Source organism: Actinotalea sp. JY-7876, assembly GCF_014042015.1.
In the GTDB taxonomy this organism is placed as follows: domain Bacteria; phylum Actinomycetota; class Actinomycetes; order Actinomycetales; family Cellulomonadaceae; genus Actinotalea.
The window spans coordinates 3,288,644-3,312,437 of record NZ_CP059493.1 but is presented as its reverse complement, the minus strand read 5'-3'; the positions used below and the strand labels follow the sequence as shown (position 1 = coordinate 3,312,437).

Here is a 23,794-nt window from a genome sequence, read left to right as displayed (position 1 = left end):
CGGGGGTTGACCGCCCATGAGAGCCTGTGCACAGGGCGGACCGACGGAGGGGGCTCGGGTGACGATCGCCAACGCCTGGGACCTGTCCAGCGACGCGGAGCTCATCACCGCCGTGCGCGGTGGTGAGTCCGAGCCCTTCGGCGTCCTCTACGAGCGCCACGTCGGCGCCGCGCGCGCCGTCGCGCGCCAGTACTCCAACCGCGCCGCCGACGCCGACGACGCCGTCTCGGACGCGTTCTCGCGCGTCCTGTCCGCGATCCAGCGCGGCGGCGGGCCCGACGTCGCCTTCCGCGCCTACCTCTTCACGGTGCTGCGGCGCGTCGCGATGGAACGTACCGAGGCGAGCAAGCGGACCGTCGCGTCCGACGACGTCGAGATGTTCGAGGCGGCGGTCGGCCCCGGCGAGTCCACCGAGGCGCCGACCCTCGCCGGGTTCGAGCGCGGCGTCGTGTCCAAGGCCTACTCGTCGCTGCCGGAGCGGTGGCAGGCCGTCCTCTGGTACACCGAGGTCGAGGAGCTCAGCGCGGCGCAGATCGCCCCGATCCTGGGCCTCACCGCGAACGGCGTCGCGGCGCTCGCGTACCGCGCGCGCGAGGGCCTGCGCCAGGCCTACCTGCAGCAGCACCTCGCCGCCCCGGAGAGCGAGGCGTGCACGATCGTCAACAAGAAGCTCGGCGCGTACGTGCGCGGCGGCCTGGCCAAGCGCGAGACGGCGCTCGTCGAGGGCCATCTCGACGAGTGCGGCACGTGCCGCGCGCTGGTGCTCGAGCTCGGGGACGTCAACCACGGGATGCGGGTGGTCATCGCGCCGCTCGTGCTGGGGCTGTCCGCCGCGGTGCTGCACGGCATCGGCTTCGGCGGCGCCGCCGGTGCGGCGGGCGCCACGGCGGCGGCGTCCGCGGGTGCGGGAGCCGCCGGCTCCGCCGGTGCGACGGGCACGGCCGCGGCCGGGTCGACCGGCTCGGTGGGCGGGCTCGGCGGTGGTGCGGCGCTCGGCGGCACGGCGGCTGGCGGCACGGCGGCCGGTGGCACCGCGGCGGGTGGCACCGCGGCGGCCGGCGGCGCGGTTGCCAGCGCCGGCTCGCTCGCGGCGGCCGGCGCTGCCGCCACCGGCATCGCCGCGGTGAGCGTCGGGACGGCCACGACGGCTGCCGGCGCGACCGCCGCGTCCGGTCAGGCCGCCTCCGGTGTCACGGCCGTGCTCGGAGCTGCCGGCACGGCGGGCGGAGCGGGAGCCGGGGCCGCCGGGGCCGGTGGCCTGGTGGGCGTGCTCGCGGCCCTGCCCGGCGGCGCCGCCCTCGGGCTCGCGGCGGTGGGCGCCGTGGTGGCCGGGGCGCTGGCCGTGGCCGGTGCCCTGGGGGTGTTCTCGGACGAGCCGGGATCGACGCCCCGGGCGGCGGGCACCGCCACGCAGCAGCCCACGGACGAGCCGGCCCCGGAGGGCGTCGAGCCCACCCCGGGTGCCGACGAGCCCGAGGGTGACCCGGGCACGGACCCGACGGCCATCCCGCCGGGGACGGGGCCCGACGAGCCCGTCGACGCGGGATCTGCGCCGTCGGGCGGTGCCTCCGACCGGGACCCCGGCGTCCGGCAGACGCCGGCGCCGTCGTCCGAGCCCGAGCCCGGGCCCGGACCCGAACCTCAGCCCGAGCCGGAACCCGAGCCCGAGCCGGAGCCGGAGCCGGAGCCGGAGCCGGAACCCGACATCACCGTCACGTCGCCGACCGACGTCGTGCTGACCGCGGGCGTGCCGACGGAGGTCGTCCTGTCGGTCGGCAACGCCGGCGGCGCGTACGGCGGCACCGTGGCGACCGAGCTGCGGTTCGACGTGGGCGTCGAGTGGTCCGTCTCGGCGCTGCCCGCGACGGTGGACGGCGGCGGTCGGTCGCGCTCGGCCGTGACCGGGACGGACTGGACCTGCGACGTGCTCGACGCCGCGACGGCTCGCTGCACGCTCGAGGGTGTCGCCGCGCGGTCCACCACGACGCTCCGCGCGTCCGTCACGGTCGAGGACGACGTCGACGGCGCGCGCGACCTCGGGGTCGGCATCCGCACCTGGACGCCGGGGCGCGGGACCGCGCCGGAGTTCGCGGTGATACCCGCGCGCGTGGCGTCGGCGCCCGCCGTCCTCGCGCTCGGTGCGATCGACGCGCCCGATGTCCTCGTCTCCCGGACACCCGCGGTGATCACGGTCCCCGTCCACAACGCGGGCCGCACGACCGCGCCCGCCGCCGCGACGGTGGTCCTGCCCCCGAGCGTCACCGCGACCGCCCGCGCACCCTGGGCCTGCGCCCCGGCCGAGGACGCCGACCCGCTCGACGACTACCGGCTGGACTGCTCCCTGGCGGCCCTCCCGCGCGGCTCCGCCACGGGCGCCGGTGCGGTCCCGCTCGTCCTGGACGCCGCGGCCGACCCGGACCTGCGCAACCACGTCCACGACGACGCGACCGTGAGCGTCAGCGCCCGCATCCCCGGCCAGTCCGGGGTGCGCGAGATCGACACCCACCTCGACATCCGCTCGGCCCCCGCGCAGTACGCGCTGACGCTCGAGCAGCCGCCCCACGCGCACGGCACCGTCCAGGCGGCCCTCGTCCTGTCCAACCCCGGCGGCACCGACGGCCGGCCCGACGTGGACGTCGTCCTGCCGCGGGACGTGCAGCCGGCGGCGAGCGGCTGGGCCTGCGCCGCGCCGGCCGACGACGGCTCGACGTCGTGCACCGCCGCGAACGTCGCGGTGCCGGCGGACGGGCGCGCGACGTTCCCCCTCAGCGTCCCGCCGACGGTCCCCGGCGGCAGCCACGCCCTGGCGGCGACCGTCCGCGACGGCGCGCACCACGTCCCCGCCTCGTTCGACCTCGTGGTCGCGCGCACCGACCTCACGACCTCGGCGCTGACCGTGCCGGACGAGGTCGGCCACACGAGCCCCCTCGCGCTCACGGTCGCCAACAGCGGGCTCCTGGGCGACGACGTCGCCGTCAGCCTCACGCTGCCGGACGGCATGGTCGCGGTGGACGCCTCGGGCTGGCAGGGCGGCGCGGGCGGGACCTACACGCGCACGGTCCGGGTCGAGGGCGGCACCACCGTCCCGCTGGCGATCGGTGTCCGCAGCGCCGTGGCGACGCCGGTGTCGCGGCCGGTGACCGTCACCTTCACGGGCACGGACACCGCCCACACGCCGCCGCCGCGTGACGTGCGCCTCGTCCCGCCGCCGGCCGTGCTCTCCGCGACGGCGTCCCTCACACCGGCGGCCATCGTCGGCGAGCAGGCCGCGAGCCTGGACGTCAGCGTCTCGAACCCGGGGTTCGGCACCGCCGGTCTGCCGGCACGGCTGACGGTCGACCTACCGGCCGGCCTCGTGCCGGAGACGTCGTCCGAGACCGGCTGGACCTGCTCGACGTCCGCGCCGCTCGTCTGCGCCAGCGACGTCGCACCGCCCGCGGGCGGGACCGTGACGGCGTCCCTCCCGCTCCGCGGCCAGGTCGACAGCCCGCAGACCCTGGTCGTCGGCATCCGCCTCTCCCAGGCCGGTGGGACCGTGCACGAGTCGACGGTGAGCATCGTGGTCCGGCCCGCACCGCCGCAGACGTGTGCGGACGCGTGGGAGTGGGGCGGCGACTACCGGCGGGGCGACGTCGTGTCCTACGGCGGCTACAACTGGCGCGCGACCTCGCGCATCGGGAACTTCCTGCCGCCGCAGTGGGCCGTGGGGTGGCAGCGGGTCGCGCCCTGCGTCGCCGGGTCCTGATCGGGGGTCAGTCCTCCGCCCGGTGGCGGCCCCGCGGGCGCACCGCCGCGGCCTCCGCCTCGATCGCGTGCGCGGACGCGTCGCCGGGCTCGCCGCGGCCCGCTGCCTGCACCGCCGCGTCGACGAGGTCCTCACCCTGGACCAGCTCGAGCGTGAGCCCGGCCGTCGACGGCTCGTCGAGCAGCGCGACCAGGACCGCGGCGACGTCGTCGCGCGTGACGCGCCCGCGTGGCACCGACGGCTCGAGGCGGACCCGGCCCGTGCCCGGGTCGTCCGTGAGGCCGCCCGGGCGCAGGATCGTCGAGTCGAGCGCCTCGCGCGCCCGCACATCCGCCTCGCTCGCGGCCTTGGCGCGCAGGTAGGCCCCGAAGACCTCGTCGGGCGCCTGGTCCGGGCGGTCGGCGCCCATCGAGGAGACCAGCAGGTAGCGGCGGACGCCGGCCGCCTCGGCGGCGTCGGCGAGCAGGACCGCGGCGCCCCGGTCGACGGTGTCCTTGCGCGCCGCCCCCGAGCCCGGCCCCGCACCCGCGGCGAAGACGACGGCGTCGGCTCCCTGGAGCGCACCGACCACCTCGGTGAGCGAGCTGTGCTCGAGGTCGAGCACCAGGCCGTGACCGCCCGCGGCCTCGACGTCGGAGATGTGGTCCGGGTTGCGGACGAGGCCGACGACCTCGTCGCCGCGCGCCGCGAGCAGGCGGGTGAGGCGGAGGGCGATCTGACCGTGGCCACCGGCGATGACGATGCGCATGGCGCCACGCTAGGTGGCGGGTCCGCGGCCCGCACCTAGAGTGGCGGTCATGCCGGCGCGCACCCGTCCGGTCCCGGCGGACCTCGTGCGCCTCGCGGGACTGGTCAGCCTCGTCGTCGCGCTGGTCTGGCGCGGCCCGGTCGACGCGGCCCTCCTCGCGCTCGTCGTCGGCGGCCTCACGATCCCGCGCCTGGCCGGGGTGCCGCAGCCGCTCGACGCCGCGTACGGCATCGCGCTGATCGTCGCGGCCTGGTGCGGTGCGCTGGACGTCTACCGGGCGGTGTGGTGGTCGGACCTCGCGCTGCACCTCGTCGCGACCGGCCTCGTGGCGGCCGTCGGCTACCTGGTCCTCGCGCACGTCGGCGCGGTGCCGGACCCGCGCGGACCGGCGGGCCCGCGCGGCGTCGTCGTCGTGACGGGCGCGCTCGGGCTCGCGCTGAGCGCGCTGTGGGAGATGGCGGAGTACCTCGGCAACAAGCACATCGACGCGACGATCTTCGTGGAGTACGCGGACACCATCGAGGACATGGCCATCGGCGGGTTCGGCTCGGTGGTCGCGGGCGCTGCGCTCAGGGCGTGGGCGCGGCGCGCAGCCGCATCGCCCACCGCGTCCACGGCGGGATCCGCCGCCAGCTGAGCGCGAGCGTGCGGAACGCCCGGGCGAAGCGCCGGGACGTCTGGTGCGCGCCCACGAGCGACCGGCCCGAGACGTCGACGACCAGCGACGGGTCGTAGCGGATGGTCGCGGTCGGCCCGAGCGCGAACGCGAGGTCGGCGTCGTCGTGGATCTCGGGGTCCAGGTGGACGAGGTGGCGCACCCCCACCCACGCGTCACGACGCACGGCCATCGCCGACCCCCACAGGGGCGGGTGCGCCATCGCGGCGTGCATGAGGACGTAGTACGCCGCCAGGTACAGGCGCCCCACGACCGCCGCCCGCACCGGCCCGACGTCGTAGAAGCGGCCCGTCCCGGTCAGGGCGTCGAGCGCGGGGTCCGCCGCGAACGCGTCGGCCACCCGGGCGAGCAGGTCCGGCGGGACGACGGTGTCCGCGTCGAGGCGCACGACGACGTCGCCCCGCGCCGCGTCGTAGCCCGCGGCGGCCGCGGCGGGGATCCCGCGCACGGGCTCGGTGACGACCCGCGCGCCGTGCGCCGCGGCGACGGCGGCGCCGTCGTCCCGCGAGCCGTTGTCGACGACGACGACCTCGAACGCCGGCTCGGTCTGGGCCCCGAGCGCGGCGAGGCAGCGCCGCAGCGCCGGTGCGTCGTCGCGCACGGGGACCACGACGGACAGACGCGGCCGATCGGCCATCGTTCTCCTCTCGCCCAGGGCGACTCTGTGGACCACCATGGTTGACGACGCGCTCCTGAGGCGGAAACCCGCACTCGTGAATATGCTCAGCATGCTGAGCATCTCGCGACCCGGTCCCACGGCCGAGTCGATCTTCGAGTACAGACCACCCGATCCAGCAGTCAGCCGTCCCCGACGTGACCGCCGGCGAACCTCCGAGGGGGAGGGTCCGCATGACGACCACCGAGAGCGTCATCCTGCTCGACGACGACGGCACCCGCCTGGGCACCGCCGACAAGGCCACCGTGCACACCGCGCGGACGCCGCTGCACCTCGCCTTCTCCTGCCACGTGCTGTCCCCGGAGGGGACCGTGCTCGTCACGCGCCGAGCGCTGAGCAAGAAGACCTGGCCCGGCGTGTGGACCAACAGCGTGTGCGGTCACCCGGGACCGGGCGAGGCGATCGAGGACGCGGTCCGCCGCCGGGCCGCCTTCGAGCTCGGGCTCGAGCTGACGGACCTCGAGCTGGTCGTGCCCGACTTCCGGTACCGGGCGACCGACGCGTCGGGCGTGGTCGAGAACGAGATCTGCCCGATCTACACCGCGCGCGCCCTCGGCGAGCCGGCGCCGAACCCCGACGAGGTCATGGACGTCGCCTGGGTCACCACGGACGCGCTGCGGCGGGCGGTCGACGCGGCGCCGTGGGCGCTCAGCCCGTGGCTCGTCAGCTCGGCGGCGCAGCTGCCGATCCTCGCCGCGAGCCGGCCATGACCGCCACCAGCACGGGCCGCGCGACCGGGACCCGTGCCGGACCGGTGCCGGGCCCCGACGTCCTGGCCGACCTGCGCGACGTCACCCTGCCCGTCGACCGACTGCTCGACGGCGTGCTCAGCGCGGCGCTCGACCGCGCGGAGTCGTTCGGTCCCGCCTACGTGCGGCTGTGGTCGGAGATCGCGCGCAGCGTGCGCGGCGGCAAGCGCTTCCGTTCGGCGATCGTCGTGCGGCTGCACGCGCGGCTGGGCGGCGACCAGCCCGAGGCGGCGGTCAGCGTGGGCGCCGGCTTCGAGATGCTCCACACCGCCTTCCTCGTGCACGACGACCTCATCGACCACGACTCGGTCCGCCGCGGCGAGCCGAACCTCGCGGCGACCATGCGGGGCGAGGCGCTCGCGGCGGGCAACGCCGCCCCCCTGGCGGACCGGTGGTCGGAGGCGGCGGCCGTCCTGGCGGGAGACCTCGCGCTGAGCCAGGCGCACCGCCTGATCGGCGGCGCCGACCTGCCGGTGGCGCAGCGCGACGCGCTGCGCGACCTGCTGGAGGAGGTGCTGCTCGTCTCGGCCGGCGGCGAGCTGGCGGACACGGCCTTCGGGCTCGGGCTCCAGGAGCCGACCCTCGAGGAGTCGATGCGCGTCGCGGAGTCGAAGACGGCGATGTACTCCTTCCGCGCCCCGCTGCGGGCCGGCGCCATCGTCGCGGGGGCGAGCACCGCGGTGCAGGAGGAGCTGGACGACGTCGGCCGCCTGCTCGGGCGCGCGTTCCAGCTCGTCGACGACCTGCTCGGCGTCTTCGCGCCCGAGTCCGAGACGGGCAAGAGCAACCTGAGCGACCTGCGGGAGGGCAAGCGCACGCCGCTGATGATCCACGCGCGCGAGCTGCCCGTGTGGGCCGATCTCGCGGACCACGTCGGCCGTCCCGACCTGGACCAGGTGACCGCCGCGCGGCTGCGACGGGCGCTCGCGCGCTCGGTCGCCCCCGCGATGGTCGCCGACGCGGTGAGCGCGGACCTCGCGCTCGTCGCCGCGCGGTCCTCGGACGGCTCGCTGCCCGCGGGCGCGGGGCACGTCGTCGCGGCCGTCGCGGCACAGGTCGAGCGCGCGCTGCGTGACGTCGGACGGCACGTCGAGGAGGCCCGGTGCAGCACCGACCGACAGACCGGCTGAGCCTGTACGACACCGTGGCCGAGCGGGCCGCCGGCGTCGTCGTGCGCGAGTACTCGACGAGCTTCGGGCTCGCGACCCGGTTGCTGAGCGAGCCCGCGCGCACCCGCATCCGCACCGTCTACGCCCTCGTGCGGCTCGCGGACGAGGTGGTCGACGGCGCCGCGACGCAGGCCGGGGCGGCCGGCGTCGCGCAGGCCCTGCTCGACGACCTCGAGGCCGAGACCGACCGCGCCGTCGCCCGCGGCTACAGCACCAACGTGCTGGTCCACGCGTTCGCGCGCACCGCGGCCGAGGCGGGGATCGGCACCGAGCTGACCCGGCCCTTCTTCGCGTCGATGCGCACGGACCTGCACCGCACCGTGCACGACGCCGACAGCCTGCGCGACTACGTGTACGGCTCCGCCGAGGTCGTCGGGCTCATGTGCCTGCGCGTGTTCCTCCTCGACCTGCCCGAACCGGGGCGCGAGCGTGCGTACGCGCGGCTCACACCCGGCGCCCGCGCCCTCGGTGCGGCGTTCCAGAAGATCAACTTCCTGCGCGACCTCGCGGACGACAGCGAGCGGCTCGGCCGGCGGTACTTCGTCGACGTCGACCCCGCGAGCCTGACCGAGGCGCAGAAGGCGGCGATCCTCGCCGACATCCACGCGGACCTGCGCCTGGCCGCGCAGGCCCTTCCCGGGCTGCCGCCGTCCGCCCGGCGAGCCGTCGCGCTCGCGTACGGGCTCTTCGCCGAGCTCACGCGGCGCCTGGAGCGCACGCCTGCCGTCCGGATCTCGCACACGCGTGTGCGCGTCCCGGCCACGGTCAAGGCGCGCGTCGCGGCCGGGGCCCTGCTCCCGGTGGCGCGGTGACGACGACGCGTCGGCGGACCGCCGGGGGGCCGGGTCCGCGGCGCGTCGTCGTCATCGGTGGGGGGATCGCCGGGCTCGCGACCGCGGCGCTCGTCGCGCGCGAGGGCGACGAGGTGACGGTGCTCGAGGCGCGCGACGCCGTCGGCGGGCGTGCCGGGTCGTGGGCCGCGGACGGGTTCCGCTTCGACACGGGGCCGTCCTGGTACCTCATGCCGGAGGTGTTCGACCACTTCTTCCGGCTGCTCGGCACATCGGCCGCGGAGCAGCTCGACCTCGTGCGGCTCGACCCCGGGTACCGCGTGTACTTCGAGGGCGCGGGGACCCTCGACGTCGCCGCCGACCGGGCGGCGAACGTCGCGCTGTTCGAGCACCTCGAGCCCGGTGCCGGCGCGGCGCTCGAGGCGTACCTCGAGGTCGCCGAGGACACCTACGCGATGGCCCTGCGGCACTTCCTCTACACGACCTACGCGTCGTTGCGGCCGCTGGCCCACCGTGACGTCGTCACGCGCCTGCCGCGCCTGGCGGCGCTGCTGACCCGCTCGCTGGAGGACCACGTCGGCGCCCGGTTCCGGGACCCGCGGCTGCGGCAGGTGCTCGGCTACCCGGCCGTGTTCCTCGGCTCGGCGCCGCGGCTGACGCCGTCGATGTACCACCTCATGAGCCGCCTCGACCTGGCCGACGGCGTGCTCTACCCGCAGGGCGGGTTCACCCGCCTCATCGAGGCGGTCCACGGGCTCGCGGTCGCCGAGGGCGCCGACGTGCGGACCGGCGCCCGCGCCACGGCCATCACGACCCGGGCCGCCGCACCCACCGACGGCGGGCGGGGGACGGCCGTGCTCGCGGCCGCGGCGCGGGCCCGGGCGGCCGCGCGGGGCCGCCAGGTCCCCGGCGTGAGGGCGCGGGTCACGGGCGTGCGCTGGACCGACGCCGAGGGCGAGCACTGGACCCCGGCCGACGTCGTGGTCTCGACCGCCGACCTGCACCACACCGAGACCGCGCTGCTCCCCCCGGAGCTGCGCTCGCACTCGCAGCGCTGGTGGGACCGGCAGGTGCCGGGACCGAGCGCCGTGCTCGTGCTGCTGGGCGTCCGCGGCGGGCTGCCGCAGCTGGAGCACCACACGCTGCTGTTCACCCGCGACTGGCAGGAGGGCTTCGACCGGATCTTCCCGCCGCGCGGCCGGGGCGGGGCGGGTCCGGCGCCGGACGGGACGACGGGGCGGGACGGGACGGTGCCGGACGGGACGACGGTGCCGGACCCGGTGTCGCTCTACGTCTGCCGGCCCAGCGCGACCGACCCCGACGTGGCGCCGCCCGGCTCGGAGAACCTGTTCGTGCTCGTGCCCGTGCCGCCGGACCCGGAGCTGGGCCGCGGTGGCGTCGGCGGTGCGGGGGACCCGTGGGTCGAGGGCGTCGCGGACGCCGCGATCGCCCAGATCGCCCGGTGGGCCGGCGTGCCGGACCTGGCCGACCGCGTCGTCGTGCGCCGCACCATCGGCCCGGCCGACTTCGCCGACGACCTCGGCACCTGGCGCGGCACGGCGCTCGGCCCGGCGCACACCCTCGCGCAGAGCGCGATGTTCCGGGCGGGCAACGCGTCCCGCGCCGTCGAGGGCCTGCTGCACGCGGGCGGCTCCGTGATCCCCGGCATCGGGCTGCCGATGTGCCTCATCAGCGCGGAGCTCGTGGTCAAGCGGCTGCGCGGCGACACGTCGACGGGGCCCCTGCCGGAGCCGCTGCCCGAGCCGCTGCGGCGCGGCGCACCGCGGGGTGCGTCGGTGGCCGGCCGCGCGGATGACGCCGGCGACCGCGCGGACGACGCCGTGGGTACCGTCGCGTCATGAGCCTTGCGTACGCGGCTGCGCTCCTGGTGTCGATCGGCGGGATGGCGGTCCTCGACCACCGGTTCCGGCTGTTCTTCTTCGCCGACGCCCGCCGGGCCGCCGTCGTGCTCGTGGCCGGGGTCGCGTTCCTCGTGGTGTGGGACCTCATCGGCGTCGACCTGGGGATCTTCTTCCGGGGCCAGACGCCGTTCATGACCGGCATCCTGTTGGCGCCCGAGCTGCCGATCGAGGAGATCGGCTTCCTCACCCTGCTGTGCTACCTCACGATGAATCTCTACGTGGCCTTCGCGCGCTGGGGTGCGCGAGGTGGCCGGGCGGCCCGCGGTGCGGGCGCCGCGTCGGCGGGGGAGGTGCGGCGATGACCTACCTGGTGCTCGACGTCGTCTTCCTCGCCGTGGCCGGGGCGGTGGTGGCCCTCGCGCACGCGCGGGGGGTGCGGCCCTCGCTCCGGGCGATCGCGTGGTCGATGCTCGTGCTGGCCGTGATGACCCTGGTGTTCGACAACCTCATGATCGCGGCAGGGCTCTTCGAGTTCGACGACGCGCACCTCGTGGGGCTCCGGGTCGGGCGCGCACCGGTCGAGGACCTGGGCTACCCGTTCGCCGTCGCGCTCCTGCTGCCCGCCCTGTGGCACCTGCTGGGGCGGCGCCGCGGGGCGGGTGCAGGCGGGGTCGACCGGTGACCGCCGCCCCGCCGCGGCCGCGCGCCGGCGTCGTGCGCCAGCTGCTGGTCGCGTCGCGCCCGCTGAGCTGGGTGAACACGGCCTACCCGTTCGCCGCCGCGTACGTGATGGCCACGCGCGAGGTCGACGTCCGGCTGGTGGTGGGCACCCTCTTCTTCCTCGTCCCGTACAACCTGCTCATGTACGGCGTGAACGACGTCTTCGACTACGAGTCCGACCTCGCGAACCCGCGCAAGGGCGGCGTCGAGGGCGCCCTGCTGGACCGGCGGGTGCACCGCACCACGCTGCTGGCGGCCACGCTGCTGCCGGTGCCGTTCGTGGTTTACCTCGTCGCCGTCGGCTCGCCCGCGTCGTGGGCGGTGCTGGCCGTGTCCCTGTTCGCGGTGCTCGCCTACTCGGTGCCCGGGCTGCGGTTCAAGGAGCGGCCGGTCCTGGACTCGCTGACCTCGAGCACCCACTTCGTCTCGCCCGCGCTGTACGGACTGGTGCTCGCGGGCGAGCCGATCGGCCGCGGCGCCTCGCTGGTGCTCGCGGCGTTCTTCCTGTGGGGCGCGGCGAGCCAGGCGTTCGGCGCCGTGCAGGACATCCCACCGGACCGTGCGGCGGGCATCGGCTCCGTCGCGACGGTCCTGGGCGGACGGGCCACGGTCCGGCTCGCGATCGCGCTGTACCTGGCCGGCGGGGCGCTGATGCTCGCGACGCCGTGGCCGGGACCGCTGGCGGCGGTTCTCGTGCTGCCCTACGTGGTGGTCGTGTGGCCGTACCGCTCGGTCTCCGACGCCGATGCGGAGGTCGCCAACCGCGGCTGGCGTCAGTTCCTGGGCGTCAACTACGCCGTGGGCTTCCTGGTCACGATGCTCCTCATCTGGACCGCCCGCACCTGACCCCCGGCCACGGCCCACCCGCCCGCCCGCCCGTGCCCGACCCCGAGCGCGGAGCGCCGTGCCGCGACACGCCGGTGTGTCGCGGCACCACGCTCCACGCTCGTGGCACGACGCTCCGCGGTGCGACACGGTGCTCCGCGCACGGCACGGGGCTCCGCGGGGGCGAGCCGCGGTGCGGCACGACGCTCCGCGCACGGCACGGTGCTCCGCGCAGGTCACGAGGCTCCGCACGCCGACCCCGCAGGGGGCCCGTCCGCCCTCCGGCCCACCGCCCGGACCCGAGCGTGGAGCGCCGTGCCACGACACGCCGGTGTGTCGCGGCACCACGCTCCACGCTCGTGACACGACGCTCCGCGCACGGCACGGGGCTCCGCGCGAGGGCTGCGCGGCGGCACTGCGGACCGCCGCGATCATGATCGTCCTCATGGCGAGACGGCGCCCATGCGGGTTCCGCGTTCCCGCGCCCTGCGTGCTTCACTCGTCCCATGACTGGCCACGGCACCTTCTGCATCAGCGCGGCGATGCCCGCGATGCGAATGTGCCGTCGGGCCATGTGTCGCCGCTGAGCGACCCCGCGCCCGCGCCCCGCCCGGCCCTCTAGGCCGGCCGCGCCCGACCGCCCGCACCCGCTGCCGGCCGTCGGCCACCCCCACCCGTCCCGCCGTGCCGTCCACCGCGCCTCGAGCCGGTGCGTCACGCGCACCCTCGGAGGACCCCGTGATCGAGCTGTCAGGCCTGCGCAAGGTCTACCCCGCCGCGTCGGGCGACGTCGTCGCCATCGACGGCATCGACCTCGTCGTGGAGCGGGGCGCCGTCCACGGCATCGTCGGCCGCTCCGGCGCCGGCAAGTCGACGCTCGTCCGGTGCCTCACGGGGCTCGAGCGGCCGACGTCGGGCACCGTCACCGTCGACGGACGCGTCATCTCGACCCTGCCCGAGCGGCAGCTGCGCGAGGCCCGGCGCGCCATGGGCATGGTGTTCCAGCACGTCAACCTGCTCGACTCCCGCACGATCGCGGGCAACGTCGCCTACCCGCTCGAGGTCGCGGGCGTCCCGCGCCGCCGCCGGTCCGAGCGCGTCGCCGAGCTGCTCGACCTCGTCGGGCTCGCCGACAAGGCCGCCGCCCACCCGGCGCAGCTCTCGGGCGGCCAGCGGCAGCGGGTCGGCATCGCCCGGGCGCTGGCGACGGAACCCTCGGTCCTGCTGTGCGACGAGCCGACGTCGGCGCTGGACGGAGCGACGACGCGGCAGATCCTGTCCTTCGTCCGACGCCTGCGCGACACCCTCGGCATCACCGTCGTGATCATCACGCACGAGATGAGCGTGGTCCGCGAGGTGTGCGACAGCGTCACGCTCCTCGAGCACGGACGGGTCGTGCAGAGCGGCCGGCTCGACGACGTCGTGACGCAGGCCGGCTCGCCGCTCTCCGACGCCCTCATCCCGGTGCCCGACCTCCCGCCCGACGACGCCCGCCGCCTCGTCGAGGTCACCTACGCGACCCGCAGCGTCCCCACCCACCGCGCGCTCGCGGCGGTCGCCGCGCTCGGCGAGGAGGTCGACGTCGTCGCCGGCACCATCGAGACGCTCGCCGGCCTGCGCGTCGGACGCCTCCAGCTCGACCTGCCGCACGGCCGCGTCGCCCCGGTGCTCGCCGCGCTGCGCGACGCCGGCCTCGACGCCCGGGAGGTGGCGTGATGCTCGACGGGCTCCTCGACAACCCGGTCCTGACGCAGGCCCTCCCGGAGGCGACGCTCGAGACCCTGCAGATGGTGGGCGTCGCGGCCCTCGTCGCGGCGGTGGTCGGGCTGCCGCTCGGGCTCCTGCTGCGCACGGTCGCGCCCACCGGCCTGCGGCCGCTCGCCGTGGTGCGCGGGCCGCTCGGCCTGCTCGTGAACCTCGGGCGCTCGCTGCCGTTCATCATCCTGGCCATCGCGCTCCTGCCGCTCACCCGCGCCGTCGTGGGGACGAGCCTGGGCTGGGAGGCGGCCGTCGTGCCGCTGAGCATCGGCGCCATCCCGTTCTTCGCCCGGCTCGTCGAGACCGCGGTCCGCGAGGTCGACCCCGGCAAGGTCGAGGCGGCGCGGGTCATGGGCTCGAGCCGCGGCCGGGTGCTGGTCCAGGTCCTGCTCCGTGAGGCGCTGCCCGGCATCGTCGCGGGCTTCACCGCCACCGTCATCGCGCTCGTCGCGTACTCGGCGATGGCCGGGGCGATCGGCGGCGGCGGCCTCGGCTTCCTCGCCATCAGCTACGGCTACCAGCGCTTCGACACCACCGTGATGGTCGTCTGCGTCGTGGTGATCGTCGCCATCGTCCAGGCCGTCCAGGTCGTCGGCGACGCCGTCGCGCGCCGCCTCGACCACCGCTGACCCGCGCACCGCGCCGGGCGCGGACCGCTCCAGCCCCATACCCGTTCGTGCACGACCCATCTCACCGGAGGAACACCATGAATCGCACCGTCCGCGCCGCAGCCGTCCTGTCCGCCACGGCCCTGGTGATGGCGGGCTGCTCCGGCGGTGGGGGTGACGGCGAGGCGCCGGCCGCCGACGAGAACGGCATCACGACGCTCCGGGTCGGCGCGAGCCCCGTGCCGCACGGCGAGATCCTCGAGTTCGTCGACTCCGAGCTGGCGGCCGACGCAGGCCTCGACCTCGACATCGTGACGTTCGACGACTACGTGCTGCCGAACACGGCGCTCGCCGAGGGCGACCTCGACGCGAACTACTTCCAGCACCTGCCGTACTTCGAGTCGCAGGTCGAGGAGCAGGGCTTCGAGTTCGGCCACTTCGACGGCGTGCACATCGAGCCCTACGGCGTGTACTCGGCGAGCCTCGAGTCCCTCGACGACCTGCCCGACGGCGGCGTCATCGGCATCACGAACGACCCGGGCAACCAGGCGCGGGCCCTCGACCTCCTCGAGGCCGCGGGTGTCATCACGGTCGCCGACACGCAGGGCGCCCCGACGCTCTTCGACATCGAGGACAACCCGAAGAACCTCGAGCTCGTCGAGACGGCGCCCGAGCAGCTGGTCCGCTCCATCGAGGACGTCGACGCCGCCGTGATCAACGGCAACTACGCGCTCGAGGCGGACCTCAACCCGGCCGAGGACTCGATCTACCTCGAGTCGGGCGAGGACAACCCGTACGCCAACTTCCTCGCGTTCCGGACCGAGGACGAGGGCAACGAGGCGCTCGCGACCCTGGACGAGCTGCTCCGCTCGGACGAGGTCCGCGCGTTCATCGAGGACCGCTGGCCCGCCGGCGAGGTCATCCCCGCCTTCTGACCCGCTCGACCCCCGCCGGGACGACGACGACCGTCGTCGTCCCGGCGTGGACCCGGTCAGCGCGCCGTGGACGCGCTCGCGTTGACCTCGTAGCTCGTGTTGGTCGCCTCGAAGAAGTTGACCAGCTGGAGCGTGTCGTTGGCCGTGGCCATCCACTTGGCCGGGTTGCTCACGCGGTAGTGGGGCTCGAAGCCGAGCTCCTCCAGGCGCCGGTCCGCGAGGTACTGGACGTACTGGTTCACGTAGTCGGCGTTGAGCCCGAGGATCCCGTTCGGCAGCAGGTCGCGGTTGTACTGCTCCTCCATCGCGACGGCGTCGATCACCATCTGCCGGATCTCGTCGGCGAACTCGGCCGTCTGCAGGTCCTCGTTCTCCTCCAGCACCGTGAGGATCAGGTTGATCCCGAACTTCAGGTGCAGCGACTCGTCGCGCACGATCCAGTCGATGAGCGAGCCGAAGTTCCGCAGCAGGTTCCGCTGCCGGAAGCTCAGCGCGACCATGAAGCCCGAGTAGAACCAGATCCCCTCGAGGATGATGTTGTAGGCGACGAGGTTCCGGACGAAGTCGCGCTTGCCCTCCGCCGTCGTGATGTCGAGCGTCTGCTCCGTCATGCGACGGATGTAGTGGACCTCGAACTCCTCCTTGGCCGCCATCGACGGCACGCTGACGTGCGAGTCGTAGGCCTGGCCGCGGTCGATCGGGAACGTCTCGAGGACGTACTCGAACGACATGCAGTGGTTGGCCTCCTCCCACATCTGCTTCGCGAGGTAGAGGTGCGCCTCGGGCGCGTTGATGTAGGGGTAGACGCCGAACGCGAGCGCCTTGTTGACGAGGAGCTCGTTCGGGTTGAAGTACGACATGAGGAAGGTGACGGCGTGCTTCTCCTCGTCCGTCATGCGGGCGAAGTCGGCGAGGTCCTCGCCGAGCTGGATCTCGTTGGGGAACCACGTGTTGGCGACGGCCTGGTCGTACAGGTCCATCGCCCACTGGTAGCGGACGGGCTTGAGCAGCAGGCCCTCGGAGATGCCGGTGCCGAGGATGCCGGTGCGGGTCGGGGTGGTCATGGTGGTGCTCCTTGCCGAGGTCTGGGTGATGAGGGCGGGGCCTGCTACTGGCACGCGTCGCACTGCAGCCGCTCCATCGGGTCGGTCGGGCACGCCGTCCCGTCGACGACGTCGTCCGGCGCCGGGAGCGGCGCGACGGGCACCGCCTTGCCGAAGCCGAAGCCACGCCTCGCGCCGGCCGACGCCGTCCCGGGCGCGGGGGCCGACGTCGGCCGGGCCTCGGACTTGTTGACGCGGACCGTCGACTGCTCCGCCGTGTGCCGCGGCTTCATGTGCAGGTAGTACGTCGTCTTGACGCCGCGCTCCCAGGCCGCCTGGTAGAGCGCGGCCATCTCACCGACGTCGCGCGACGCGAGGTAGATGTTCCGGCTGATGGCCTGGTCGACCCACTTCTGCGCGCGGGCCGCGACCTCGATGAACGCGTACGGCGAGAGCTGGAACGACGTCCGGTAGACCTCGACGAGGTGCTCGGGCACGCCCGGCACCCGCGAGAGGTCGCCCTGCGCCGCGAGCAGGTCGTCACGCACCTGCTCCCACAGCCCGAGCGCCTGCAGGTCGCGCACGAGGTTGCGGTTGACCTCGAGGAACTTGCCCGACGACGTCGCCCGGCTGAAGATCTGCGAGAACTGCGGGTCGAGGCCGGGCGTCGTGCCGGCGACGAGGCCGATCGACGCGGTCGGCGCGATCGCCATGAGCGTCGCGTTGCGCATGCCGCCCGCGACCTTGGTGCGCAGCGCGTCCCAGTCGAGGCGGGTCGTGCGGTCGACGGCGACGGGCACCCCGCGGTCCTCCTCGAGCCGTGCGATCGTGTCGATCGGCACGTGCCCGTGCGACCAGCCGGAGCCGGCGAAGTTCGGGTAGGACCCCCGCTCGCGTGCGAGGTCGGCGCTCGCGTCGATCGCGTGGAAGCTGATGAACTCCGTCACGCGGTCGACCAGGTCGTACGACTCGGCCGACTCGTAGGCGTACCCGAGCCGCTCGGTGACGTCCGTGAAGCCCATGATCCCCAGGCCGACGGCGCGGTTCTCGCGGTTGGCCTTCTCGGACTCGCCGACCGAGGAGAGGGTGATGTCGACGAGGTTGTCGAGCTGGCGCACGGCGAGGCGCGCGGACTCGCGCAGGCGGTCCCAGTCGATCTCGCCGCCCGTCAGGTGGGTCGAGAGGTTGATCGACGCGAGGTTGCAGACGGCGATCGTGTCGCGGTCCTGCGGCAGCGTGATCTCGGTGCACAGGTTCGACAGGTGGATCGTGCCCGTGTTGTCGTTCAGCGCCCGCGAGTTGATCGTGTCCTTCCAGGTGAGCCACGGGTGCGACGTCCCCTGGAGGCTGATGAGCATCGCGGTCCACTGCTCGCGCGCCTTCATCCGGCGGAAGCGCGCCATGCGGCCCGCGCGCGCCTCGGCGACGTAGTGCGCGTAGCGCTCGGAGAACTGGCGCCCGACGAGCTCGACGAGGTCAGGGGTGTCGGCCGGGTCGAAGAGGTACCACTCGTCGTCGGCCGCGACGCGCTTCATGAACTCGTCGGAGATCCAGACGGCCGTGTTGGCGGTGCGGGTGCGGCGGTAGGGGTCGCCCGAGTTCTGCCGCAGGTCGAGGAACTGGGGGAAGTCGAGGTGCCAGTTCTCCACGTAGAAGCACAGGGCGCCGAACTTCTTGCCGCCGCGCGAGACCGCGCGCAGCGTGGAGTCGATCGTGTGCATGAAGGGGATCGGCCCGGTCGAGGTCGTGTTGTTGGACCGGATGGGCGAGCCCTCGGAGCGCAGCTTCGTGACCGAGAGGCCGATCCCGCCCGTGCCCTTGGTCAGCCACATGACGTTGCGTACGGACGTCGCGATGTGCTCGATGTCGTCGTCCATCTGCATGACGAAGCAGTTGCTCAGCTGCGGGTACACCGTGCCGGCGTTGACGAGGGTCGAACCCGCGGGCAGGTAGCGCAGGCGCGCGATGCTGTCGTAGAAGCGGATCGCGGCGGTGGTCGGGTCGGCCTCGTTCAGGCTCAGCCCCATGGCGACGCGCATCCAGAAGTACTGCGGCACCTCGAGCGGGCGGCCCTGCCGGTCGTTGATCATGTAGCGGTTCCGCATGGTGACGGTCCCGGTGTAGCACAGCAGCTCGTCGTGCCGGTGGTCGAGCGCCGCTGCGAGGGCGTCGAGGTCGAAGCGGCTCACGAGGCGCGGGTCCAGCAGGCCGGCCTCCACGGCGTCGCGCACGTAGCCCGGGAAGCGGGCCTGGTGCAGGAGCGCGAGCTCGGCGTCCGACTCGTAGGCGCCCAGCACGCGCTTGTAGATCACCTTGCGGAGAAGCCTCGCTGCGACGACGTCGAAGTCGGGGTCGTCCTTGACGTTCTGGACGGCGACGGAGATCGCCGCCTCGTCGAGCTGCTCGGTGGTGATGCCGTCGAAGAGGGTGATCGCGAGCTCGCTCGCGACCTGGGTGACCTTGGCGATCGGGTCCGGAAGGCCGACGGTGGCGCGCTCGATCGCGCGGTTGATCATGTCGGCGTCGTACGGCTCGCGGCTGCCGTCGCGCTTGGTGACGTGGATGCCCGTCCGGGCGTGCGGCGAGGCCGCGGCGGGGGTGGGGTCGGTGAGGGTCATCGTGCTGCTTCCAGGTGGACCGGTGGTCCGGTGCCCTGGGACGACGACGGCGCGTGAGCGCGAGTCGGTCGAGCCCGCCCGAGAGGCTCCGAACCAGCGCGCACCGGCGGTACGCGCACCGGCGGCAGGTCTTCGGACTCGTGGGCGTCGTGCTCGCTCCTACCAGCCGTCGCTTCCCAGGCCTGACGTTCCGGGCCCAGTGCTTGATGACGGCGGTCGTTCCCACTCACCGCTGCGGGGCAGTCCCGGAGTCACACCGGGTTCCCTCTTGCCTCACCTGTCGCCAGGTGAACCGTCGGCAGGGCTCACCCTAGCGCCTCGGCGGCCGCGGACCACAAGATGTAGTGCGCGAGCCACGGGAGGCGCCTAGATGTGCCGTCGCCCCGAGGGTCCGGAGCGATCGCCCCGGACATGACGAACGCCGCCGGCCTGGGCCGACGGCGTTCGCCTACGAAGTGCACTGCCGGGTCGTGGACGAGCCCCCTGATCACACGACCCGGCAGTGCGTGTCCTCAGCCGGCATCCCCCGAGCCGACGAGGACGTTCTCGGGTGCGGGAGCCGAAGCTCCCGCACCCCGGACGGTGACGCATCGCGGGCAGCCCCCCAGCATGACCCGCGGGCGTCGAACATGGTTCCGGATGACGGCGCCACGACCCTCGGACCCGGTGCGGTCCGCGGTGGCGGATCCCCGGGTCATAAGGGCTGCGACGGCTGTCATACGACAAGTGTGACCCTCGTCGCCCAGGGCACCAAGTCGGTCATGTGACTCGTCTCACATGATGGACAGAAGTCACCCGATCGACCGCAGGATCCGCAATGAATACGGCACCGAAGCGCATCGTCGCAGGTGAGAGGCCGAAAACGTTATTTCGAACGAGACCTGCGCCCCGTCAACCCCGGGCCGTCACACCAGGCCGTAGAGGCGATCTCCGGCGTCGCCGAGGCCGGGCACGATGTACGCGTTCTCGTCGAGGCGCTCGTCGACCGCGGCCACGACGATGGTCACGTCGGCGCGGTCGCCGACGTGCTTCTCGACCAGGGCCAGTCCCTCGGGCGCCGCGAGCAGGCAGATGCACGTGACGTCGCGGGCACCGCGCTCGAAGAGGTAGTCGATCGACGCGATGAGCGTGCCGCCCGTGGCCAGCATCGGGTCGAGCACGAAGCACTGCCGGCCCGACAGGTCCTCCGGCAGTCGGTTCGCGTAGGTGATCGCCTGGAGGGTCTCCTCGTCGCGCTGCAGGCCCAGGAAGCCGACCTCGGCCGTGGGGAGCAGGCGCGTCATGCCCTCGAGCATCCCGAGGCCCGCGCGCAGGATCGGCACCACGAGCGGGCGTGGCTCGGCGAGGTGCGTGCCGGTCGTCTCCGCGACCGGCGTCTCGACCCGGACCTCCTCGGTCCGCACGTCCCGCGTGGCCTCGTACGCGAGGAGCGTGACGAGCTCGTCCACCAGCAGGCGGAACGTGGGGGAGGCGGTGCGGCGGTCACGCAGCACGGTCAGCTTGTGGGAGACGAGCGGGTGGTCCGCGACGTGCAGGCGCATGGTGGAACCGTACCGGCTGGTAGCGCGCCGCAGGTGCCCGGCGGCTCGCCGGCCCGTCCGTCCGTGCGGAGCGTGTGACTGGTGGTGCCCACGGGGCTGCTGGGAGTCACATCGGCCCCATCCGTCACGTGCGTGACATGCGGCGCACGGACCGCGGCGGCTAACGTCCACGGCGTGCGGACGAGCGACGCGATGCGCATGGAGGTGGCCCTCGAGGAGGCCCGCCGCGCCCTCGCGACCGGTGACGTCCCGGTCGGCGCGGTCGTCATCGGGCCCGACGGCGCTGTGGCCGGCCGCGGTCACAACGCCCGTGAGGCGACCGGGGACCCCACCGCCCACGCCGAGGTCCTGGCCCTGCGCGAGGCGGCGGCGACACTGGGCCGCTGGCGCCTGGACGACTGCACGCTCGTCGTGACGCTCGAGCCGTGCGCGATGTGCGCCGGCGCGATCGTCCTCGCGCGCATCCCGCGGCTGGTCCTGGGCGCGTGGGACCCCAAGGCCGGCGCCACCGGGTCGGTCCACGACCTCGTGCGCGACCGGCGGCTCAACCACCGGGTCGAGGTCGTCGGCGGCGTGCTCGAGGCCGAGTGCGCCGCGCTCCTGCGGGACTTCTTCACCGAGCGCCGCTGAGCCGCCTCACACGTCGGGGAGGCGCTCCGCGAGAGCGGTGAGGGTCTCGGACGTGCCCGCGTGGAGGCGGAGGTCGGCCAGGTCGTCGCCGCGCGTGGCGCCGCGGTTGACGATGACCACGGGGATGTCGCGCACGCGGCGTGCGTGGCGCACGAACCGCAGCCCGGACATCACTGTGAGCGAGGAGCCCGCCACCAGCAGGGCGCCCGCGGCGTCGACCATCGCGAACGCGCGCGCCACCCGCGCCTTCGGCACGTTCTCGCCGAAGTAGACGATGTCCGGCTTGAGCATGCCGCCGCAGCGCTCGCAGTCGGCGACGACGAACCCCTCCGTCGACTCGATGACCGCGTCCGCGTCGGGGGCGATCTCCACGTCCGCGACGTCGCCCACCTGGTCGGCGAAGCCCGGGTTGAGCTCCTCGAGCAGTCGCGCGACGTGGTCGCGCGAGTAGCCGGCGCCGCACCGCAGGCACAGGACCTCGGCGTACGTGCCGTGGAGGTCGATGACGTCGCGGCTGCCCGCCTCCTGGTGCAGGCGGTCGACGTTCTGCGTGATGACACCGACGACGACGCCCCGCTCCTCGAGCCGGGCGAGCGCCCGGTGGCCCGCGTTGGGCTCGGTGCGGTGCACGTGCCGCCAGCCGACGTGGTTGCGGGCCCAGTAGGTGCGGCGGAACGCCGGGTCGGAGACGAACTGCTGGTAGGTCATCGGCCGGCGCGGCGGGGAGTCGGGGCCCCGGTAGTCGGGGATGCCGGAGTCGGTGGAGATGCCGGCGCCGGTGAGGACCGCGAGCCGGTGTCCCGCGAGGAGGTCGACGACCCGCTCGACGTCGGTGGTCGGGGGCGTGTCCGTGCCGGGGTGGACGGGGTCGATCTGCTGCACACCACCACGGTACGTTCCGCCGCGCGGTGCACCGGCGGCGGCCCGTGACGGCCGGCCGCGGGGGGCGATTCGTTGCGGTGCCCGCCGACCGGGTATCCTCGCCGGCGAGGTAGCGTGTCCGAGCGGCCTAAGGAGCACGCCTCGAAAGCGTGTGTGGGTGAAAGTCCACCGTGGGTTCAAATCCCACCGCTACCGCCAGCCGAAGGGCCCCACCCGCACCGCCGTGCGGCGTGGGGCCCTTCGGCGTTCCCGATCCTCCGTTTATGTTGCTCCGGAGCCTCATCCGACGCCTGGGCGAAGAGCTGGTCGATGATGACCCGCATGTCCGGAGCGACATGGATCCGCTGCACAGAGTGGCGTGCCGTCGTGCTCTCGTCAGAGTGCCCGAGAAGTGCCGTGGCGTTCGCGAGAGTGCTCCCTCTCGCCACCTGGGTGGGCACGGTCCGGCGGAAGTCGTGCAGCGTGACCTTCACGCCGATGTCGTTCTGTGCGAGGTGGAACTGAGCGTCCCCGGCCCGGCGATCGCGGTGAGCCCTTCGTGGACGGGAAGACCAAGTCGTCCGGGCCGCCATCCAGGTCGAGAGCCAGCGCGGTCCGGATCGCCGTGAACGTCGGCGGTGTGATCGTGCGGCACGGGCGCTCCGGTGACGTGCACCTCGTAGTAGTAGTGCGGCGCGGTGCCGACTCCGCTGCCGCCTGACCGAGCGATGACGTGCCCTCCCTGGAACTCGTCGCCGGGCTTCACCAAGGCATCCGAGAGATGCAGATGCTGAGTCGCCACGCTGCTGGCGTGCGTGAGGATGACCGTCAGGCCGCCTCCTGAGCTCCACCAGACCGCGCCAACAACACCCACGGTCGGAGCGGCGATCGGGGTGCCGACGGCAGCATGGAAGTCGGTGACCGGGGGAACCTGTTGCCGAACGGCGAGGTGACCCTGGACCGCAGGGGCGCCGTCCACTCGCCCGCTGCGATGAGCTGTCCTGCGGAGGGCTAAGCCGGAACCCGCGGACGAAGCGAGCTGGAACGTCGACGAGCAGAACGCGTCGATGTCCACGCCGGTCGTCCCGTAGTCGGCTGCCGTCACGACGGCCGACTGCTCGACGGCACCTGAAGCAGCGGGCGTAGCCGTCGCAGAAGCGCCACCGCTGAGGGCGTCCACGATCACAGTCGCCCGGGCCTCGTGCTTGGCGTAGGCCCCGGGGAAGGCCGATCTCTGCACGCTCTGCGCCGCGACTGTGATCGGCAGGTCCATCCAGCCGCCGACCTCGAGCAGGCCACCCGGAGACGCTCTGCCGCTTGCCGGGTTGAAGTGCGGGGACGTCGCGCCGCCGAAGAAGGCCAGCGCCGCGAACCGGGGATCACGCACTTGCTCAGCCGTCCCCCAGCCCTGCGACGGACGCTGCTGGAACAGCCCGAGAGAGTCCCGGTCGCCATAGTCGAGGTTCCGAAGCCGCGACTCCTGGAGTGCGGTAGCGATCGCGACGATGGGGCCGCGTCGCCCGACTCCTGCTACCCCGCCGGCGGCGATGATGGCCTGGGCGTTGGCGATCTTGTCCGCTTCCTCGGGGCCGAAACCGGGGACCAGACCACCGCCCGGGATCGACGGTGTCTGATCGATTGGAGGCGGCTGGTACGCGGCCTGGTCGACCGTGTAACCCAGCTGGGTGCAGGCGTTCGCTGCGGAAGCGCCCTGGCCTGCACTGGAGACGAGGCTCACGGAGTGACCGCCAGGAACGCCGCCGCACCGCCGACCATGAGGAAGCCGCGACGAGCTTGGGCCAGTGGCGCGCGAGCCAACCGACTGATCGGGTCTTGGCC

Annotated in this window: 20 protein-coding genes, 1 tRNA gene and 1 riboswitch; of the genes, 14 read left to right on the top strand and 7 right to left on the bottom strand. The window is 74.0% G+C overall.

Translation table 11 applies throughout. The features are described 5' to 3' along the window. Positions 1-58: 58 nt before the first annotated feature. On the top strand, positions 59-3,745 hold the full coding sequence (locus tag H2O74_RS15285) for a sigma-70 family RNA polymerase sigma factor (protein WP_182112355.1): 3,687 nt from the start codon (positions 59-61) through the stop codon (positions 3,743-3,745). A gap of 7 nt (positions 3,746-3,752) precedes the next feature. Here H2O74_RS15285 and H2O74_RS15280 read toward each other — a convergent pair whose 3' ends face one another. Continuing rightward, the gene (locus H2O74_RS15280; protein WP_182112354.1) at positions 3,753-4,493 is read right to left on the bottom strand and encodes an SDR family oxidoreductase; all 741 of its coding nucleotides are present in this window, start codon (positions 4,491-4,493) and stop codon (positions 3,753-3,755) included. 49 nt (positions 4,494-4,542) lie between these two features. Between H2O74_RS15280 and H2O74_RS15275 the strand changes: the two genes are divergently transcribed. Continuing rightward, positions 4,543-5,130 (top strand): hypothetical protein, encoded by a 588-nt coding sequence (locus H2O74_RS15275; protein ID WP_182112353.1) that lies wholly within the window; start codon positions 4,543-4,545, stop codon positions 5,128-5,130. Here the strand turns inward: H2O74_RS15275 and H2O74_RS15270 are convergent. Further along, positions 5,063-5,806 carry a glycosyltransferase family 2 protein gene (locus H2O74_RS15270; protein ID WP_182112352.1) on the bottom strand — a complete coding sequence of 248 codons (744 nt, stop codon included), beginning with the start codon at positions 5,804-5,806 and terminating at the stop codon, positions 5,063-5,065. The genes H2O74_RS15275 and H2O74_RS15270 overlap by 68 nt on opposite strands. Positions 5,807-6,018: 212 nt before the next feature. Here H2O74_RS15270 and idi point away from each other — a divergent pair, with 212 nt between their 5' ends. The 10 genes from idi (at position 6,019) to H2O74_RS15220 (ending at position 15,262) form a co-directional block, all read left to right on the top strand. After that, the gene (gene idi, locus H2O74_RS15265; protein ID WP_182112351.1) at positions 6,019-6,555 is read left to right on the top strand and encodes an isopentenyl-diphosphate Delta-isomerase; all 537 of its coding nucleotides are present in this window, start codon (positions 6,019-6,021) and stop codon (positions 6,553-6,555) included. Further along, positions 6,552-7,724: a polyprenyl synthetase family protein gene (locus H2O74_RS15260; protein WP_182112350.1), complete on the top strand. Its 1,173-nt coding sequence runs from the start codon at positions 6,552-6,554 to the stop codon at positions 7,722-7,724. The genes idi and H2O74_RS15260 overlap by 4 nt, the downstream gene beginning before the upstream one ends. Next, positions 7,697-8,575, top strand: a complete 879-nt coding sequence (locus tag H2O74_RS15255; protein ID WP_182112349.1) for a squalene/phytoene synthase family protein — start codon at positions 7,697-7,699, stop codon at positions 8,573-8,575. The genes H2O74_RS15260 and H2O74_RS15255 overlap by 28 nt, the downstream gene beginning before the upstream one ends. Beyond that, positions 8,572-10,416, top strand: a complete 1,845-nt coding sequence (gene crtI / locus H2O74_RS15250) for a phytoene desaturase family protein (protein WP_182112348.1) — start codon at positions 8,572-8,574, stop codon at positions 10,414-10,416. Before H2O74_RS15255 ends, crtI begins: the two co-directional genes overlap by 4 nt. Then, a complete protein-coding gene (locus tag H2O74_RS15245) occupies positions 10,413-10,778 on the top strand; it encodes a lycopene cyclase domain-containing protein (RefSeq protein WP_182112347.1) in 366 nt (121 codons plus the stop codon). Before crtI ends, H2O74_RS15245 begins: the two co-directional genes overlap by 4 nt. Further along, positions 10,775-11,098: a lycopene cyclase domain-containing protein gene (locus H2O74_RS15240; protein ID WP_182112346.1), complete on the top strand. Its 324-nt coding sequence runs from the start codon at positions 10,775-10,777 to the stop codon at positions 11,096-11,098. Before H2O74_RS15245 ends, H2O74_RS15240 begins: the two co-directional genes overlap by 4 nt. After that, positions 11,095-11,982: a prenyltransferase gene (locus H2O74_RS15235; RefSeq protein WP_182112345.1), complete on the top strand. Its 888-nt coding sequence runs from the start codon at positions 11,095-11,097 to the stop codon at positions 11,980-11,982. The genes H2O74_RS15240 and H2O74_RS15235 overlap by 4 nt, the downstream gene beginning before the upstream one ends. A 717-nt stretch (positions 11,983-12,699) precedes the next feature. Then, positions 12,700-13,677: a methionine ABC transporter ATP-binding protein gene (locus tag H2O74_RS15230; protein WP_182112344.1), complete on the top strand. Its 978-nt coding sequence runs from the start codon at positions 12,700-12,702 to the stop codon at positions 13,675-13,677. Beyond that, complete coding sequence (locus H2O74_RS15225) at positions 13,677-14,348, top strand: methionine ABC transporter permease (protein ID WP_182112343.1); 672 nt, start codon at positions 13,677-13,679, stop codon at positions 14,346-14,348. Before H2O74_RS15230 ends, H2O74_RS15225 begins: the two co-directional genes overlap by 1 nt. A 77-nt stretch (positions 14,349-14,425) precedes the next feature. Next, positions 14,426-15,262 (top strand): MetQ/NlpA family ABC transporter substrate-binding protein, encoded by an 837-nt coding sequence (locus H2O74_RS15220; RefSeq protein WP_182112342.1) that lies wholly within the window; start codon positions 14,426-14,428, stop codon positions 15,260-15,262. Between the two features lie 56 nt (positions 15,263-15,318). On the opposite strand, the gene H2O74_RS15215 is transcribed toward H2O74_RS15220, so the two are convergent. The 3 genes from H2O74_RS15215 to upp all read right to left on the bottom strand — a co-directional run bounded on the left by H2O74_RS15215 (position 15,319) and on the right by upp (position 20,464). Then, positions 15,319-16,326, bottom strand: a complete 1,008-nt coding sequence (locus H2O74_RS15215; RefSeq protein ID WP_182112341.1) for a ribonucleotide-diphosphate reductase subunit beta — start codon at positions 16,324-16,326, stop codon at positions 15,319-15,321. 44 nt (positions 16,327-16,370) lie between these two features. After that, entirely contained in the window at positions 16,371-18,923 is a 2,553-nt protein-coding gene (locus H2O74_RS15210; RefSeq protein WP_182112340.1) for a ribonucleoside-diphosphate reductase subunit alpha, read from the bottom strand. 105 nt (positions 18,924-19,028) lie between these two features. Beyond that, positions 19,029-19,235: riboswitch (cobalamin riboswitch) on the bottom strand. Between the two features lie 593 nt (positions 19,236-19,828). Next, positions 19,829-20,464, bottom strand: a complete 636-nt coding sequence (gene upp / locus H2O74_RS15205; protein ID WP_182112339.1) for a uracil phosphoribosyltransferase — start codon at positions 20,462-20,464, stop codon at positions 19,829-19,831. A gap of 174 nt (positions 20,465-20,638) precedes the next feature. Between upp and tadA the strand changes: the two genes are divergently transcribed. Continuing rightward, a complete protein-coding gene (gene tadA, locus H2O74_RS15200) occupies positions 20,639-21,094 on the top strand; it encodes a tRNA adenosine(34) deaminase TadA (protein ID WP_255491669.1) in 456 nt (151 codons plus the stop codon). Between the two features lie 6 nt (positions 21,095-21,100). Here the strand turns inward: tadA and H2O74_RS15195 are convergent, their stop codons facing one another. Then, positions 21,101-21,967: an NAD-dependent protein deacetylase gene (locus H2O74_RS15195; RefSeq protein ID WP_182114325.1), complete on the bottom strand. Its 867-nt coding sequence runs from the start codon at positions 21,965-21,967 to the stop codon at positions 21,101-21,103. A gap of 117 nt (positions 21,968-22,084) precedes the next feature. On the opposite strand from H2O74_RS15195, the gene H2O74_RS15190 reads away from it, so the two are divergent. Continuing rightward, positions 22,085-22,174 (top strand) — tRNA-Ser (locus tag H2O74_RS15190). Between the two features lie 271 nt (positions 22,175-22,445). Here the strand turns inward: H2O74_RS15190 and H2O74_RS15185 are convergent. After that, on the bottom strand, positions 22,446-23,693 hold the full coding sequence (locus H2O74_RS15185) for a M23 family metallopeptidase (protein WP_182112338.1): 1,248 nt from the start codon (positions 23,691-23,693) through the stop codon (positions 22,446-22,448). Positions 23,694-23,794 lie beyond the last annotated feature (101 nt).

Bases quoted from the DNA above. Each gene is read 5' to 3' on its own strand.
- H2O74_RS15280 (WP_182112354.1), bottom strand. From the start codon at position 4,493: ATGCGCATCGTCATCGCCGGTGGCCACGGTCAGATCGCCCTCCGCCTC.
- H2O74_RS15275 (WP_182112353.1), top strand. From the start codon at position 4,543: ATGCCGGCGCGCACCCGTCCGGTCCCGGCGGACCTCGTGCGCCTCGCG.
- H2O74_RS15270 (WP_182112352.1), bottom strand. From the start codon at position 5,806: ATGGCCGATCGGCCGCGTCTGTCCGTCGTGGTCCCCGTGCGCGACGAC.
- idi (WP_182112351.1), top strand. From the start codon at position 6,019: ATGACGACCACCGAGAGCGTCATCCTGCTCGACGACGACGGCACCCGC.
- H2O74_RS15260 (WP_182112350.1), top strand. From the start codon at position 6,552: ATGACCGCCACCAGCACGGGCCGCGCGACCGGGACCCGTGCCGGACCG.
- H2O74_RS15245 (WP_182112347.1), top strand. From the start codon at position 10,413: ATGAGCCTTGCGTACGCGGCTGCGCTCCTGGTGTCGATCGGCGGGATG.
- H2O74_RS15240 (WP_182112346.1), top strand. From the start codon at position 10,775: ATGACCTACCTGGTGCTCGACGTCGTCTTCCTCGCCGTGGCCGGGGCG.
- H2O74_RS15225 (WP_182112343.1), top strand. From the start codon at position 13,677: ATGCTCGACGGGCTCCTCGACAACCCGGTCCTGACGCAGGCCCTCCCG.
- H2O74_RS15220 (WP_182112342.1), top strand. From the start codon at position 14,426: ATGAATCGCACCGTCCGCGCCGCAGCCGTCCTGTCCGCCACGGCCCTG.
- H2O74_RS15215 (WP_182112341.1), bottom strand. From the start codon at position 16,326: ATGACCACCCCGACCCGCACCGGCATCCTCGGCACCGGCATCTCCGAG.
- H2O74_RS15210 (WP_182112340.1), bottom strand. From the start codon at position 18,923: ATGACCCTCACCGACCCCACCCCCGCCGCGGCCTCGCCGCACGCCCGG.
- upp (WP_182112339.1), bottom strand. From the start codon at position 20,464: ATGCGCCTGCACGTCGCGGACCACCCGCTCGTCTCCCACAAGCTGACC.